The organism is Clostridium sp. CTA-17, from assembly GCF_054767895.1.
The window spans coordinates 60,556-75,026 of the sequence record NZ_BAAABF010000004.1 but is presented as its reverse complement, the minus strand read 5'-3'; the positions used below and the strand labels follow the sequence as shown (position 1 = coordinate 75,026).

The window sequence follows — 14,471 nt, the reverse complement described above, 5'->3', positions numbered from 1 at the left end:
ATGAATTTGGAGTTTTTAAAAAAAGGACAAGTAAAGGTTGAAATAAAAACTTTTGATATAAATAAACTTTTAAATGTTTTATGGAGAAATGGTATAAATGTTGAAAATGTAAGGAAAATAGATGTAGTAACTGTAACTTTAAATGTAGATTATTCTGACTATGGAAAATTAAAAAGCTATGTTAAAAGACTTAATGGAAAAGTGAAAATAATATCATCAAAGGGAATGATATTTTTCTTATCTAGAGCTAAAAAGTCTATAAGTATATTTGTAGGAGGTTTAATATTTTTAGTAGGCTTATATATCTATTCTGGTTTTATATGGAGAATAGACATAGAAACAAAGAAAAATATAGCTCCTTTTGAGATAAGAACTATGTTAAATGATTTTGATATTAAACCAGGAGTTAAAAAAAGTAGTGTAAATGTTTATGGATTAGAAAGAAAATTAGAAAATGGACATGGAGACATAATGTGGGTAAATGCTCGTATAGAGGGTGGAACTTTAAAAATAAAGGTTGAGGAAAAGGTTAGTCCAAAAATAAAAGAAGAAAATGAAAATAAAGAGTTTAAGAATATAGTGGCATCTATGGATGGCGAAATAAAGAGAATATACACAACTTCAGGTACGGCTGTTGTAAAGGAAGGAGATGTGGTTAAAAAGGGAGATATTCTCATAATACCTCAACAAGGGATAGAAGGCGGTGAATATGAAGTTGATGCTGAAGGAGAAGTTACGGCTAATACTTTTTATGAAAAGACTATAGAATTGCAAGTTGATGGTAAAAAAGAGGAGAGGACAGGAGAGGTAGACAGTGATATTTACTTAGAAATAATGGGTAAGAAAATTTATCTAAAAAAGCCTACTAAAGAGTTTGATAAGTATGATAAAATAGAAAGTACAGGAAAGTTTATAAATAGAAACTTATACTATGAGAAAGTAGATAAAGATATAGTTGATGATAGGGAAACCATAATAAATAAAGCTGTTGAGTTAATGAAAAACTCAATAAACAAAGAAATAAGTAAGCAATCCAAAATAGTTGATAATATAATTACAACTGAGGATTTAGGGGAAGGGAAGATTAGATTAAAGGTTCTTTTCGTAGTAGAACAAAATATAGCTTTAAGTTACTAGATAAATTAGGACCTAATGAGGAGAAGATGAGCAATTATGGGGAAATTGAAGGAAAAAACATTTAATGTATTTAAAGATTATAAAAAAATAATCTTATATATAATAACCTTTATAGTTTTATACTGTACTTTGATGACTGGTATAATAACAAGAAAGTATGATTTAAAGGTAGGAGATATACCTAAGTCTGACATTAAGGCACATAGAGAAATTATTGATGAATCAGCTACTGAAGCAAGAAAAAAAGAAGCTGAAGAAAAGGTTGATAAACAATATTCTTTAAGGACAGATGTTCAAAAGCAAAGTGAAGAAAAGATAAAGGGTTTCTTTTCTTCAGTTGAAAAAGTTTTAGCTCAAGATAAGCCAGAAGAAGAAAAGGCTAAACTTATTCCTAGAGTGCCATTTAAAATAACAGATGCACAGGCAAATAAAATTGCTTCAATGAATGAACAAGATATTAAGAAATTAGAAAGCTTATGCATAGATGCTTTAAATAAGGCATATGAGGCGCCAATTGAAGATGGAAATAATCAGGATTTAAAAGATGCTAAAAAAGAATATACAGATTTTATATCTTCCAGTGATTTAAGTGATTCAGAGAAGGCTATTGCATTAAATTTTGTTAATGTAGTAGAACCAAACTTTTTCTATGATAAAGAAAAAACTGATGAATTGATAAAAGAAACATTAAAGCAAGTTCCACCAGTTATGATAAAGAAAAATCAAATAGTAGTAAGCGAAGGTGAGCCAGTTACGGCACACCAATTAGAGCTTTTAGGAACTTTGGGGTTATTAAGTGATTCAGCTTCAGGAATATATATTTATATTGCTTTAGGGATTTTAGTAATAATAGTTATGTATCTTCAATATGGATACATACATAAGTATTATCCAAACATAAATAAAGAGTTTTCCAAAATAGTTATGATAAGCATATTAAATGTATTCCCAGTAATACTAGCTAGACTTTTTGGTATGATGTCAAACTATATAATACCACTGGCGTGTATGCCTATGCTTATAACACTTCTACTAAATTACAAAATATCCCTAGTATTTAGTATGTTAAATGTAATTTTAATAGGAGGAGCAGTAGGCTTTAATCCTAATATAATAATCCTTGCTATTTTAAATGTTGTTTTAGGAGGAACATTACTTAGAAAAATGCAACAGAGAAATGATATATTATATTCTTCAATAACCGTTGCAGTTTTAAGTTCAATATTAACTTTTAGTGTTGGTACTTTAACAACTAATAACTTTATGGAAATACTTGCAGATAGCACATTTGCAGCGGCAGGAGCTGTACTTTCTGGAATACTTACAATAGGTGTTTTACCATTCTTTGAGTCAACATTTGATATAGTAACTAATGCTAAGTTATTGGAATTATCTAATCCTAATAATCCATTACTTAAAAAATTACTTATGGAAGCTCCGGGGACATATCATCATAGTATTTTAGTAGCAAATTTAGCAGAATTAGCTGCTGAGCAAGTTGGAGGAAATCCGCTATTAGCTAGAATAGGAGCTTATTATCATGATGTTGGTAAAACTAAGAGACCATATTTTTTTAGAGAAAATCAGTTTGGAAAGAAAAATCCACATGATAGGTTAAAACCAGAAGTAAGTAGTAAAATAATAATATCTCACGTTAAAGATGGATCAGAATTAGCCAAGGAATATAATTTACCTAAGACTATACATGATTTTATAGTTACACATCACGGAGAGACTTTAGTTAAATATTTTTATTTAACAGTAAAAAATAATTCTGAAAATCCAGATGAGGTTAAGGAAGAGGATTTTAAATATCCAGGACCAAAGCCTATGAGTAAAGAACAAGGAATTGTTATGCTAGCGGATTCAACAGAGGCAGCTGTAAGATCAATTAATGAACCTACTGAAGAGAAAATTGAAAAAATGGTCAATAATATTATTGATGATAAGTTAGCAACTGGACAACTAGACAATTGTGATCTTACTCTTAGAGATATAAGTAAGATAAAAAAATGTTTCCTAAAGGCATTAAATGGAATACATCATGAAAGAATAGAATATCCAGATGATAACAAGAAGGAGAAAAAATAAAATGATATTCATAGATAATAGACAGAATAAATTTGAGGTTACGGAAGAATTAACTAAGAAGTTAGAAGAAGTTATTTCTTTTGTGCTAAAAGAAGAAAAAGTTAAAGAGGATTGTGAAGTTTCTTTAGTTTTTGTAGACAATGAAGAAATTAGAGGAATAAACAATGAAACTAGAGGAATAGATAGAGCAACTGATGTTTTATCATTTCCAATGATTGATTATCCAGAGGATAAAGTCTATAAAGATGTTTATTTAGAGCATGAATTTGATAAATGCTATTTTGATGGAGATGAACTTATCTTAGGCGATATAGTTTTATCTCTAGAAAGAACTAAAGAACAAAGTATTGAGTTTAATCACTCATTTGAAAGAGAAGCTTGCTACTTAGTAACTCACTCAGTTTTACACCTTTTAGGTTATGACCATATGGAAGAGGAAGAAAAAGCTAGAATGAGAGGAAGAGAAGAGGAGTTACTTGGTAAGTTAAATATAACAAGGGAAAGCTAAGGTATGAGAATGGTTTAGGAGAATATTATGAAGGTAAGAAAACTTATTGATAGCTTTAATTATGCAATAGATGGTATAATATATGCCTTAAGAACTCAAAGAAACATGAGAATACATTTTATAGTAGCTTTAATTATATTATCAGCTTGTTTTGTTTATGATATAAGCAAGATAGAGTTTATAATACTAGCCATAACAATAACCATGGTAATAGCAGCAGAATTAGTTAATACTGCTATAGAAAGCGCTATAGATTTAAGTACAAATTACTATCATCCTTTAGCTAAAGTAGCTAAAAATACAGCGGCTGGGGCAGTACTTATAACTGCAATAAATGCTGTCTTAGTAGGGTATATTATATTTTGGGATGAACTTACCAATGTAACTTTTAGAATTATGGATAGAGTAAAGGCAACAGAGCCTTATATTATATTTATTGTCTTAGCCATAGTATGCATAGTTGTGGTTGCTGCAAAGGCTTATTTTGGAGAAGGAACCCCATTAAAGGGTGGAATGCCTTCAGGACATAGTGCTATAGCATTTTCCATAGCTACGGCTATATCACTTATAAGTAATTCTCATATTATAATTATACTTAGTTATTTAATGGCTTTAATAACGGCCCAGAGCAGAGTGGATTCAGAAGTCCATAGTGTATGGGAAGTTATTGCTGGAGCATTATTAGGAACGCTTATAACAATTTTAATTTTTAAAATATTTAGTTGATAAATTTTTAGTGTCTAGATTTTAGAATGGAGGATGAATTATTATGAAAAAAGAACTTATAAAAAAAGCTTTAGAGGCAAGAGAATTAGCATATTGTCCATATTCAAATTTTAAGGTAGGTGCAGCTGCTTTATTTGAGAATGGTAAAATATATACAGGATGCAATGTTGAAAATGCATCATTTGGAGCAACAAACTGTGCTGAGAGAACTGCTATATTTAAAGGGGTTTCAGAAGGAGCAAGAGTCTTAAAGGCTATGGCTTTAGTAGGAGATTTAAATTCATACACATATCCATGTGGTATATGCAGACAAGTAATAGTAGAGTTTGCAGAAGATAAAGATATAAAAATATTCATAGTAAAAAGTGAAGATGATTATATAGAGACAACATTAGATGAAATTTTACCTGGATCTTTTACTAAAAAGGATCTGGAAAAATAGGAGGAAATATGTTTAAATCAGGATTTATAACAATTGTTGGTAGACCAAATGTAGGTAAGTCAACATTAACAAACTTATTGATGGGAGAAAAACTTTCAATTGTTTCTAATAAACCACAAACAACAAGAAATAACATTCAAACAATATTAACTGGAGATGACTATCAAATGATTTTCGTTGATACTCCAGGGATACATAAGCCTAAACATAAATTAGGCGAGTATATGGTAAATAGTGCTACAGATTCTATAAAAGATGTAGATTTAGTATTATTTTTAAGTAATCCATGTGAGGAAGTTGGTAGAGGAGATAAGTTTATAATAGAGCAGCTTAAAAATCAAAAAGCTCCTGTTATATTCGTATTAAATAAAGTTGATGAGAGTTCACCAGAAAAGGTTGCTAAAACTTTAGAATTATTCTCAAAAGAATATGACTTTGCAGAAATGATTCCAATATCAGCTATGAAAGCTAAAAACACAGATAAACTTTTAGAACTTATGGTTAAATATTTACCAGAGGGTCCTAAATATTATCCAGATGATATGATAACAGATGTTCAAGAAAGATTTGTTGTAGCAGAGATAGTTAGAGAAAAGGCTCTTAAAAATTTAAGCCAAGAAGTGCCTCATGGTATTGCTGTAGATGTTATACAAATGAAACAAGATGATAATGGTAAGTATAACATAGAAGTAGATTTAATATGTGAAAAAGCATCTCATAAAGGAATAATAATTGGGAAAAATGGTCAAACACTTAAGAAGATTGGTTCTACAGCTAGATATGAACTAGAAAGATTCTTAAGAGCAAAAGTAAATATAAAAATATGGGTAAAAGTTAGAAAAGAGTGGAGAGATAATACTTCACTATTAAAGGAATTAGGTTATAAAAAACTTAAATAGGAGGGATAGCTTCTGGCACTTATAGAGAGTGGTGGAGTTATCATTAAGGCTCAAGATTATAAAGAGAACGATAAATTGCTTTGGATTTTTACCGAGAAAATGGGTAAGATAACAGCTATAGCTAAGGGTGCAAAGAAAAGTAAAAGTAAACTCTTTTCATTAACGCACCCTTTATGCTATGGCGATTATTTATTATTCAAGGGAAAGGGTTTATATAGATTATCTGAAGGAAAAATAAGAACTTCCTTTCAGACATCTTTAACTGACCTAGAAAAGCTTACTTATGCATCTTACTTATGTGAGCTTATTGATATATCACTACAGGATGAAGAAGAAAATTTTAATTTATATAAAGAGTTTATAACATGTCTTTATTTAATAAATACTGAGGCTATAAGTTATGAACTATTAATAAGAGCTTTTGAGCTTAAATTATTAAAATACACTGGGTATGGATTAAGATTTGATAATTGTGTATTTTGTAAAAATAAATTAAGTGTTTCAAACTACATTAGTTTAAGATATTTTGGAGGCGTTTGTGATAAATGTCCCAAGGAACATGGACTTTACATAAATAAAGCCACATATAATGCCTTAAGATTCTTAAATAATACTTCTTTGGATAAAGTATATAGATTAACATTAACAGAAGAGGTTAAGGAAGAACTTTTTAAGGTTACTAGTTTTATAATATCTTCTGTATATTCAAGAAAACCTAAAAGTTTAGAAATGTTAAAGTTTATAAAGGAGTGATTTACATGAGTGAAATAACATTAGAAAAAGTAGATCAAGTAATAGAAAGAACATATGCTACTTACGCAGAAGCTAAAGAGGCATTAGAAGCTTGTGATGGTGATGTTGTTAATGCATTAATATATATTGAGAAAAAAAGAGAAGAAGAAAGTAAAGTAGAAGAAGAAAAGGTAATGGAAGAAAAGGCAGAAAGCTTTGAGGATATAAAAAAATTCTTAAAGGATTTAATTGATAAGGGAAATGTATCTAGAATAAGAATTCTTAAGGATGAAAAAGTATTAACTGATATACCAGTTAATGCAGGGATAGCTGCAGGGGCCATTGCCGTAATATTCCCAAGTATATTAGCACTAAGTGTGGTAGCCGCTATTGCAACAAAGATTACAATAGAAATAACTAAGGCTGATGGAAGCGTTGAGATTGTTAATAAAATAGTCAAAAATGCAGCTAATGATATTAAAGGAAAAGCATTTGGACTAAAGGAAAAAGCTTTTAGTGTAGCAAATGATATGAAAGAAAAAAGAGAAAATGGAAAAACAAATGAGAATAAAATAAACAAATTTCATAAACATAATAAGTTAGAAAATGAAACAAGTTTTACATATACGGTAAAATTTGATGATGTTGACTAGCAAATAAATGTAAAATAAAGGAATATGGAATAAAGAGGAAAAAACTATATGATTTTAAGTGATAATTATCAGATTTGAATGATTTTTCAGAAAATTTGCTATACTAAAAAGATTTAGGTTGTGTTACAATTAATATATAAAAAGTCACTTTAATATAAAAATTCCTTTTTGTTCCTAGTTTATTTAAGGAAGGAGCATTCAAATTGAAATTAACACCTAGGCAGGAAGAAATAGTTAGACTTGTAAAAGAGGGTCAACCAATAACTTCAGAAGCTTTAGCAGGAAAGTTAGGGGTTACAAGAGCAGCCTTAAGACCAGATCTTGCAATACTTACAATGATTGGCGTATTAGATGCAAGACCAAAGGTTGGGTATGTATATTCAGACAAACCTTCGAACAGTTTCATCTATGAAAAAATAAAAAATATAAAGGTTAAAGACATAATGTCTAAACCGGTTACAGTATGTGAAGAAACTATGCTTCATGATGCTATAGTACATCTATTTTTGAATGATGTAGGAACTATGTTTGTAGAAAATGGAGGAGTTCTAACAGGAGCTGTTTCCAGAAAAGACTTTTTAAAGGTCGCTATAGGAGGAACAGATATTTATAAAGTTCCTGTTGGTGTTATAATGACAAGAATGCCTAACATAGTATGTGCTGTAGAAGAAGATTGCGCTTTTGATGTAGCAAAAAAGATAATAGAACATGAAATAGACTCCGTACCAGTTGTAAAAAGAATTGAAGAAAATGAGGGAAAAGAGAGATTAGAGATCATAGGAAAAATTTCTAAGACTAACATAACAAAGTTATTTGTTAAGCTTGGAGAAAATTAAAATTATGGTTAAAAAGAAAGATTAAATGGGTAACTATCGGGGGTAATACTCTGTTAGTATATAAAAATTCAACTATAGTATTGAACGGAGGAGTATTGAGATGGAAAAAAAGCAGTATGTTTATCTTTTTAATGAAGGTAACGCAAGTATGAAAAATTTATTAGGTGGAAAAGGTGCTAACTTATCCGAGATGACTATTTTAGGAATACCAGTTCCACAAGGATTTACAGTAACAACTGAAGCATGTAATAAGTATTATGAAGATGACAAAAAGATTTCTCAAGAAATTATTGAAGAGATTGAAAATAAAATGTCTGAGTTAGAAAAAATAACTGGCAAAAAATTTGGTTCTCTTGAAAATCCATTATTAGTATCAGTTAGATCTGGAGCAAGAGTTTCAATGCCAGGTATGATGGATACAATTTTAAACCTTGGATTAAATGATGAATCAGTAGAAGCTATGGCTAAATTAACAAATAATCCAAGATTTGCTTATGATTCATATAGAAGATTTATTCAAATGTTTGCTGATGTTGTAATGGGTGTTGAAAAAAGACTTTTTGAAGATTTACTAGACGAAGTTAAGGAAGAAAAAGGTTATAAAATAGATACTGATTTAACAGCAGAGGATTTAAAAGATTTAGTAGTAAAATTTAAAGCGCTTTATAAAAAGGAAAAAGGCGAAGATTTTCCAAGTAATCCAAAAGAACAACTTATAGAAGCAGTTACAGCTGTATTTAGATCATGGAATAATCCAAGAGCAATTGTTTATAGAAGATTAAATGATATTCCAGGAGAATGGGGTACAGCAGTTAACGTTCAAGAGATGGTATTTGGAAATAAGGGAGAAACTTCAGGAACTGGAGTTGCATTCTCAAGAAACCCAGCTAATGGGGATAATGAATTATATGGTGAGTATTTAATGAATGCTCAAGGTGAGGATGTTGTTGCAGGTATAAGAACACCAGAGCCAATAAGTCATTTAGAAGCTCAAAATCCTGAAATATATAAGCAATTTACAGATATAGTTAATACATTAGAAAAGCATTATAGAGATATGCAAGACATGGAATTCACAATAGAAGATGGAAAATTATATTTCCTTCAAACTAGAAATGGTAAGAGAACTGCTCAAGCAGCTTTAAAAATAGCTGTTGATTTAGTTGAAGAAGGAATGTTAACTAAGGAAGAGGCTATATTAAAAGTTGAGCCTAAACAATTAGATACATTACTTCACCCTGCTTTTGCATCTGATGGCTTAAAAGAAGCTAAAATAGTTGCAAAGGGATTACCGGCATCACCAGGAGCTGCATGTGGTAAAATAGCTTTCACAGCTGAAGAAGCTAAGGAAAGAAAAGCAAATGGTGAAAAGGTTGTATTAGTAAGATTAGAGACTTCACCAGAAGATATAGAAGGTATGATTGCCGCAGAAGGTATCTTAACTGTTAGAGGAGGAATGACTTCTCATGCAGCCGTTGTAGCAAGAGGAATGGGTACTTGCTGCGTAGCAGGATGTGGAGAATTAAAAGTTAATGAAGAAGCTAGAACTTTAGAAGTTAATGGACAAGTATTAACATTTGATGATTATATTTCAATAGATGGTTCAACAGGACACATCTATGCTGAACAAGTTAAGACAGTATCTCCTGAAATCACAGGACATTTCGCTACATTTATGGGATGGGCTGATGAAATAAGAAAATTAAAGGTTAGAACTAATGCTGATACACCAAGAGATACTAAACAAGCTGTTGAATTTGGTGCAGAAGGTATTGGATTATGTAGAACAGAGCATATGTTCTTTGCTGAGGATAGAATTTTAGCTGTTAGAGAAATGATTTTAGCTAAGAATGAGGATAGTAGAAGAGTTGCATTAGAAAAACTTTTACCAATGCAAAGAGAAGACTTTATAGGAATGTATGAAGCTTTAGAAGAAAGACCAGCTACAATCAGATTCTTAGATCCACCTCTACATGAATTCTTACCAAGTGAAGAGGAGGATATAAATGCCTTAGCTAAAGAAATTGGAGTAAGTCCATCTGAGATTAAGAATGTAGTTGCTGAATTACATGAATTTAACCCAATGATGGGTCATAGAGGATGTCGTTTAGCAGTATCTTATCCAGAGATAGCTGAAATGCAAACAAGAGCTGTTATAGAGGCTGCTATAGAAGTTAAGAAGAATAAAGGATACAATATAGTTCCTGAAATAATGATTCCTTTAATAGGTGAAATAAAAGAATTAAAATATGTTAAAAATGTAGTTGTTGAAACAGCTAAGACAGTAATGGAAGAGAAAGGTGTTCAATTAGATTATAAGGTTGGAACAATGATTGAAATTCCAAGAGCTGCTTTAACAGCTGATAAGATAGCAGAAGAGGCTGAGTTCTTCTCCTTTGGAACAAATGATTTAACTCAAATGACATTTGGATTCTCAAGAGATGATGCAGCTAAATTCTTAAAAGATTACTATGAAAAAGGAATATATGAGCAAGATCCATTTGCTAAATTAGACCAAGAAGGCGTTGGAGAGCTTATGAGAATTGCTTGTGAAAAAGGTAAGACAACAAGACCTGATATTAAATTAGGTATATGTGGAGAACATGGGGGAGATCCTTCATCTGTTGAATTCTGCCACAACTTAGGATTAAATTACGTAAGTTGTTCACCTTATAGAGTTCCATTAGCAAGACTTGCAGCTGCACAAGCACAAGTTAAAAATAAAAGATAATAAATAATAATTTAAATTAAAAAAATATTGAAAATAAATTTAAAGTTAAGATGGATTCATTAGTTTGAATTCATCTTTTTGTATGTATTAAAAGAGTTTATGTACAATTTATATTGTAGAAAAAAGTCGTTTTTTTTTATTTTTAGACATGGTGCGACAAAACATACACAAAAGCTATTGTATAATAAAAAATGTAAAATATAGAAAATAAAAAAAGAAAGGAATTGGTATTTATGATTAAAAAAAGTATTATTTTAGGGGCTTCAATGGTTATGCTTTCAGGGGGTATTTTAGTAAGTGCAGCTCAGGGTACAACTGTTTCAGGAGCATCTAAAACAACATCATACCATGGGTGGGTAGAGGGAAGTAGAAATTCATCTAATTGTTATGGAGCAACAACTACAGTTATAGATTCCGGAAATGAAAAAGCATATGCATATGTAGAAATTGTTAATGCTGATGGATATAGAATTGGTAATTGGGCATCAAATACTGGAAATACAAGAGCACATTCATCCACTATAACTCGTACTGGTGGTAGAAATGCATATGGAAGTGTTGGTACATCAACTGGAAGTTCAAGAACTTTTGCACGCTTATACTAAATAATATTATGAAAATAGCTTGTACTATTTAATAGTACAATCTATTAATAGGTGAAAAATGATTAGTTTTAAAAAATATAAAAAATTAACATATATAATAACGACATTTACTTTAATAGTATTTACTTTTTCAATTGTTTTGAGCATTTTAGTTTTAAGTTATAAAAACAAGGAAGAAGTAAATAATATTTCAAACTTAACTGAAAAATATTTTAAGTTTAATGACTCTAATAATATTACTTTTAGAGAAGTCTGTGAGATAGTTGATAATTATAATAATTCACAAATTTATTTAGAGTATGAACCTTTACCTAAGTATCTTAATAATGATACTATTTTTGGAAGAGGAATATATTTTAAAAATGGTTTTCAAAAAAGTTTTCCCATATTAGAAGGAAGAGATTTTACTAAAGAAGAAATAGAAAATGGAGAAAAGGTGGCATTAGTTGGAGTAAATTTTAAAGATGAAGTTTTTGAAGAAAACAATGAGAGATTTTTCACTATAGGAGAAGAGAAATTTAAGGTGATTGGTATTTTAGGAAGTAGTGAGAGGCAAACTGGATATGATAATACATTTTTATTTAACTTAAAATCTAGCGATGAATTTTCAGACACTCGTTCATCATGGAAAATAAACATAGAGAATAATGAAGCGTTAAAAAATATTTTAAATGATTATAAAAAATTAGCAGTAAATAAGAATACAAGTTTTTCATTAGAGGATATAAAGAAAGATTTTAATTTAAAGGAAGCCTTAAATGAATATAAGGACTTTATAGATATTTTATTTTTAGTTTTTATAATAGGAATTTTAAATCTAATAATAGCTATCTATTATTGGATTAAAAAGAGTATAAAGGAGATTGGGGTAAGAAAAGCTTATGGTGCAAGCAATGGTAAAATAGTAATACATATATTAAAACAGTATTTAATAAGCATATGTATTGCCTTAATAATGGGAGTTTCTTTACATTTACTATTGAAAAGACTTTTGATTTATATGTTTCCTGAATTTACTTTTGATGTTTACTATCAAAGTATAATTTTTATAACTATAATATTTATGTTTATTGGCTTAATAGCGGTTTTAATACCTTTATTTAAGGCAAAAAAGGTGAAACCTATTAATATAATGAAGGGAAAACTGAAATGAATAATTTAAAGTACTCTATTAGAGAGTTGAAAAATAGTTTGTTTTTTAAGATTGTACTTATATTACAGCTAATGTTAGTTATAATATTGACTTATAGAATTATTGAATCTAAAAATTATCAAAATGAGAAACTTAGTTCTATGAATGAAATAATAGGTAATAAAACTATTTATCAAATAGCATTAAAGTATGACTCTATTGATGAGTTTTTAGAAGACCAAAAGGATGAAAATAAATTTTCTAACTTTGCTTTAGATATTGATAAGAATTTTAACATGGTTACAACTGTTTTAGGGGAAATAAAACTTCCATATTTTAATGGAATAGAGAAATTTTTAGATAATGATTTTAAAGAGTCAGAGCAAGGGGAAGAAATGAAGTCTGTTTATTCGCTTCAATGTAGTCCAAATTTTTTTGATACTTTTAATATAGGTTTATCAGAGGGAAACTTAAAAGATTTTGAAAAGTTTTCTCAATTAAATTCTGTTGAATGGGAGAATAAATATATTCCAATAGTATTAGGAAATGCTTATAAAGGAATTTTTAATATAGGTGATATTATAGAAAATAAATATTTTAACTATAAGGTTGTAGGCTTTATAGAAGAAAATAAGTTTTTTTTAGATAAGGGAGTTTATGATTTAAGTAGGGTTAAAAATCTTAACACATTTATTATTACTCCAATGCCTAAGGATATTATTAATGCAAATGTAAGTAATGCCTTTTTAGTTTACAATAGTGATCCTAGAGAATTTAATGAAGTAAAGCAAGAGGTAGAAAGTTTAGCTAAGAACAATAAAGTTAAAATATCAGTTTATGATCCAAATGAAAATATAGATACTTTTACTAAAGAGATAAAATATAATATTAACTTAAATCTTTTACTTATTTATATTGTTGGAATTTTTGCTATTGGAGGATTTGTTGTTATATTTTGTAATAGGGTTTTAGATAGAAGAAAGGAATTTTCCATTCATATAATGCATGGTGCAACAATAAGTGATATTTGCTTCAGAGTTATAATCGAACAATTTATATTAGTTTTTATATCTACAATAATAGCATACTCTTATTTGATGTTACATAGTGTTAATTTTGTTACAGACGTAGTTCAATTTCAATATGGAACTTTTGCTAAAAGTATATCAATAATTATTGGAGCTATAATATTAGTATCAATGATTCCTATATATTATATAAAAAAATATAAGTTAAATTATTTAATAAAAGGGGAATAAGAAATGGATTTAATAAAACTAAGATCTGTAGTAAGAACGTATGGAAAGGGCGAAAATATTGTACATGCATTAAGAAATATAAATTTATCTATAAAATCTGGAGAGTTTGTAGCTATAATGGGACCTTCAGGTTCGGGAAAAACAACATTATTAAATATATTAGGGTGTTTAGATTCCGCTGACTCTGGTTCTTATGAGCTAGAAGGTAGAGAAATTACTGATACAAGTGAGAAGGAACTTGCTAAAATTAGAAATGCTAATTTAGGATTTGTAGTTCAGTCATTTGAGTTATTAAATGATTATACAGTATATGAAAATATAAAAATCCCATTAGAATATAGTGATAAAAAGATTAAGAATAAGAAAGAAAAGGTAATGGGAATATTAAAAGAGTTAGATTTATTAGATAAATTTAATAAATATCCTACTGAACTTTCAGGAGGACAATGTCAAAGAATTGCAATAGCTAGAGCTTTGATCAATGAGCCTAAAATTATTCTAGCAGATGAACCAACAGGGGCTCTTGATAAAAGAACAAGTAACGAGGTTATGAATATTTTTAAGGATATAAATAAAGGAGGAACTACTATAATTTTAGTAACTCACGATATAAACATAGCATCTCAATGCCATAGAATAATAAATATTGAGGATGGTTTGATAGTTAATGATATAAAAAATAGTTAATAAAAGAAGGCGTATATCAAAATAATTTTTTAG

The 14,471-nt window shown here is 29.1% G+C and carries 14 protein-coding genes; all 14 read left to right on the top strand.

Annotated features, from left to right (window positions below):
• The 14 genes from yqfD to ACYUCG_RS08440 all read left to right on the top strand — a co-directional run bounded on the left by yqfD (window position 1) and on the right by ACYUCG_RS08440 (window position 14,438).
• Window positions 1-1,137 carry a sporulation protein YqfD gene (gene yqfD / locus ACYUCG_RS08505; protein WP_283683524.1) on the top strand — a complete coding sequence of 379 codons (1,137 nt, stop codon included), beginning with the start codon at window positions 1-3 and terminating at the stop codon, window positions 1,135-1,137.
• Window positions 1,138-1,173: 36 nt separating this feature from the next.
• A complete protein-coding gene (locus ACYUCG_RS08500) occupies window positions 1,174-3,228 on the top strand; it encodes an HD family phosphohydrolase (protein WP_087326336.1) in 2,055 nt (684 codons plus the stop codon).
• Window position 3,229: 1 nt separating this feature from the next.
• Window positions 3,230-3,736, top strand: a complete 507-nt coding sequence (gene ybeY, locus ACYUCG_RS08495; protein WP_003455166.1) for an rRNA maturation RNase YbeY — start codon at window positions 3,230-3,232, stop codon at window positions 3,734-3,736.
• Between the two features lie 27 nt (window positions 3,737-3,763).
• The gene (locus ACYUCG_RS08490; RefSeq protein WP_087326333.1) at window positions 3,764-4,462 is read left to right on the top strand and encodes a diacylglycerol kinase; all 699 of its coding nucleotides are present in this window, start codon (window positions 3,764-3,766) and stop codon (window positions 4,460-4,462) included.
• Between the two features lie 43 nt (window positions 4,463-4,505).
• Entirely contained in the window at window positions 4,506-4,904 is a 399-nt protein-coding gene (locus ACYUCG_RS08485; RefSeq protein WP_087326330.1) for a cytidine deaminase, read from the top strand.
• Between the two features lie 8 nt (window positions 4,905-4,912).
• Window positions 4,913-5,803, top strand: a complete 891-nt coding sequence (gene era / locus ACYUCG_RS08480; RefSeq protein ID WP_003451266.1) for a GTPase Era — start codon at window positions 4,913-4,915, stop codon at window positions 5,801-5,803.
• Window positions 5,804-5,824: 21 nt separating this feature from the next.
• Window positions 5,825-6,556, top strand: coding sequence for a DNA repair protein RecO (recO, locus tag ACYUCG_RS08475; RefSeq protein WP_278323510.1), 732 nt, complete (start codon window positions 5,825-5,827; stop codon window positions 6,554-6,556).
• A gap of 5 nt (window positions 6,557-6,561) precedes the next feature.
• The gene (locus ACYUCG_RS08470) at window positions 6,562-7,188 is read left to right on the top strand and encodes a DUF4342 domain-containing protein (RefSeq protein WP_060795916.1); all 627 of its coding nucleotides are present in this window, start codon (window positions 6,562-6,564) and stop codon (window positions 7,186-7,188) included.
• Between the two features lie 203 nt (window positions 7,189-7,391).
• The gene (locus ACYUCG_RS08465; RefSeq protein WP_003451073.1) at window positions 7,392-8,024 is read left to right on the top strand and encodes a helix-turn-helix transcriptional regulator; all 633 of its coding nucleotides are present in this window, start codon (window positions 7,392-7,394) and stop codon (window positions 8,022-8,024) included.
• Between the two features lie 100 nt (window positions 8,025-8,124).
• A complete protein-coding gene (ppdK, locus tag ACYUCG_RS08460; protein WP_283677973.1) occupies window positions 8,125-10,755 on the top strand; it encodes a pyruvate, phosphate dikinase in 2,631 nt (876 codons plus the stop codon).
• A gap of 233 nt (window positions 10,756-10,988) precedes the next feature.
• A complete protein-coding gene (locus tag ACYUCG_RS08455) occupies window positions 10,989-11,360 on the top strand; it encodes a hypothetical protein (RefSeq protein ID WP_460268435.1) in 372 nt (123 codons plus the stop codon).
• Between the two features lie 58 nt (window positions 11,361-11,418).
• The gene (locus ACYUCG_RS08450) at window positions 11,419-12,513 is read left to right on the top strand and encodes an FtsX-like permease family protein (RefSeq protein ID WP_300259248.1); all 1,095 of its coding nucleotides are present in this window, start codon (window positions 11,419-11,421) and stop codon (window positions 12,511-12,513) included.
• Window positions 12,510-13,751, top strand: a complete 1,242-nt coding sequence (locus ACYUCG_RS08445) for an FtsX-like permease family protein (protein WP_242366163.1) — start codon at window positions 12,510-12,512, stop codon at window positions 13,749-13,751. Before ACYUCG_RS08450 ends, ACYUCG_RS08445 begins: the two co-directional genes overlap by 4 nt.
• Before the next feature lie 3 nt (window positions 13,752-13,754).
• Window positions 13,755-14,438 (top strand): ABC transporter ATP-binding protein, encoded by a 684-nt coding sequence (locus ACYUCG_RS08440; RefSeq protein ID WP_011592846.1) that lies wholly within the window; start codon window positions 13,755-13,757, stop codon window positions 14,436-14,438.
• Window positions 14,439-14,471 lie beyond the last annotated feature (33 nt).

Coding starts and splice junctions, on each gene's coding strand:
- yqfD (WP_283683524.1), top strand. CDS start 1: ATGAATTTGGAGTTTTTAAAAAAAGGACAAGTAAAGGTTGAAATAAAA.
- ACYUCG_RS08500 (WP_087326336.1), top strand. CDS start 1,174: ATGGGGAAATTGAAGGAAAAAACATTTAATGTATTTAAAGATTATAAA.
- ybeY (WP_003455166.1), top strand. CDS start 3,230: ATGATATTCATAGATAATAGACAGAATAAATTTGAGGTTACGGAAGAA.
- ACYUCG_RS08490 (WP_087326333.1), top strand. CDS start 3,764: ATGAAGGTAAGAAAACTTATTGATAGCTTTAATTATGCAATAGATGGT.
- ACYUCG_RS08485 (WP_087326330.1), top strand. CDS start 4,506: ATGAAAAAAGAACTTATAAAAAAAGCTTTAGAGGCAAGAGAATTAGCA.
- era (WP_003451266.1), top strand. CDS start 4,913: ATGTTTAAATCAGGATTTATAACAATTGTTGGTAGACCAAATGTAGGT.
- ACYUCG_RS08470 (WP_060795916.1), top strand. CDS start 6,562: ATGAGTGAAATAACATTAGAAAAAGTAGATCAAGTAATAGAAAGAACA.
- ppdK (WP_283677973.1), top strand. CDS start 8,125: ATGGAAAAAAAGCAGTATGTTTATCTTTTTAATGAAGGTAACGCAAGT.
- ACYUCG_RS08455 (WP_460268435.1), top strand. CDS start 10,989: ATGATTAAAAAAAGTATTATTTTAGGGGCTTCAATGGTTATGCTTTCA.
- ACYUCG_RS08450 (WP_300259248.1), top strand. CDS start 11,419: ATGATTAGTTTTAAAAAATATAAAAAATTAACATATATAATAACGACA.
- ACYUCG_RS08445 (WP_242366163.1), top strand. CDS start 12,510: ATGAATAATTTAAAGTACTCTATTAGAGAGTTGAAAAATAGTTTGTTT.
- ACYUCG_RS08440 (WP_011592846.1), top strand. CDS start 13,755: ATGGATTTAATAAAACTAAGATCTGTAGTAAGAACGTATGGAAAGGGC.